Source organism: Methanospirillum sp., from assembly GCF_035406105.1.
Lineage (GTDB): Archaea > Halobacteriota > Methanomicrobia > Methanomicrobiales > Methanospirillaceae > Methanospirillum.
Window position 1 is genome coordinate 1 of record NZ_DAONKG010000380.1, and the last position, 1,096, is coordinate 1,096.

Below are 1,096 nucleotides of genomic sequence, written 5' to 3' on the forward strand. Positions count from 1 at the left end.
TTGTTCTGCGGGATGGACAGGATGGATGCAACATTTGCACCGGCTGGGTCCATGGTCTGCGGGTAAGTACCCCAGAAGGCTGCCTTGACCGTTGAACCGTCGAACATGCCGACGTTAAACTGGTCGATAACTGCATAGGTTGCTGCTGCTGCGACTGAGGTAAGTGCTGCATCGTAGGTTGCTGCTGCATCGATACGTGCAGATGGGACGGTACAGAGAAGGAGTTTTCCGCCACCGAATTCCTTGATCTCGGTGTCGTCACCCTCGGTGACCTGGAGCATCTTGAACATCTTTTCCTTGATAGCACCTGCATTGCCAACAAGGTCAAGGTCAAGTTCACGTCCCATAAGTTTGTCACCCTTTCCAAACTTACCGGTCTTGAGGAATTCCTGTGCTCCACCAAGATTCACTGCAACAGTTCTCTTGGTAAGACCGATCATCTTCTTGATGCCGGGGTTTACAAGTGGGCTTACTTTTTCTAAGGCGACACCGCTCTTCAGCAGTTTACCCTGATCGTCATAAAGATCGATTGTGTCGGAATATTTTGCCATATGGTTCCTCCGATGTTCCTTAAAACCTGTACGATTACGTCACTGTTCGCTGGCAGGGAATTGTATCACTGATAAGACTGTAATCACTCGTACACGTCCCCTTTACGGGACTGATGATATGTCTGAAGATGCAAATATAAATCTGACGGTTTGATTCTCGGAGAAACTTTATATTTTGAGTAAAGTTTTCTTTAATTAATTGAGTTAGTATTATATTATAATTCTAATTTGTGATGATCAATATTACAAAAAGATCTTTTCGTAATGATCTAATTGTACTTCGATATTTTTTTGTGCTAATGGTTTAGGCGCTTTGAAGAATGTGTCACAGTGCGATTATTTTGTATAGCATTATTGAGTTTATAACTCGGAGAGGTTTCACCAGATCTGACCTCATTGAGCATACGGGAACAGGAGGAATGAGAAGAACTATTCTGGAACAATCTCATATTCTGTTACAATTTATTTCCTGGAAATGTGGCAATGATCGAATATGGGATTAATCAGATTGGAAAGAATGTACGGATATTTGACCCGGTTACCCT

General features: G+C 42.9%; 1 pseudogene. It reads right to left on the bottom strand.

What is annotated here, in order from left to right:
* Positions 1 to 551: pseudogene (locus PLA23_RS13665) on the bottom strand (coenzyme-B sulfoethylthiotransferase subunit beta); the annotation flags it as partial.
* Positions 552 to 1,096 lie beyond the last annotated feature (545 nt).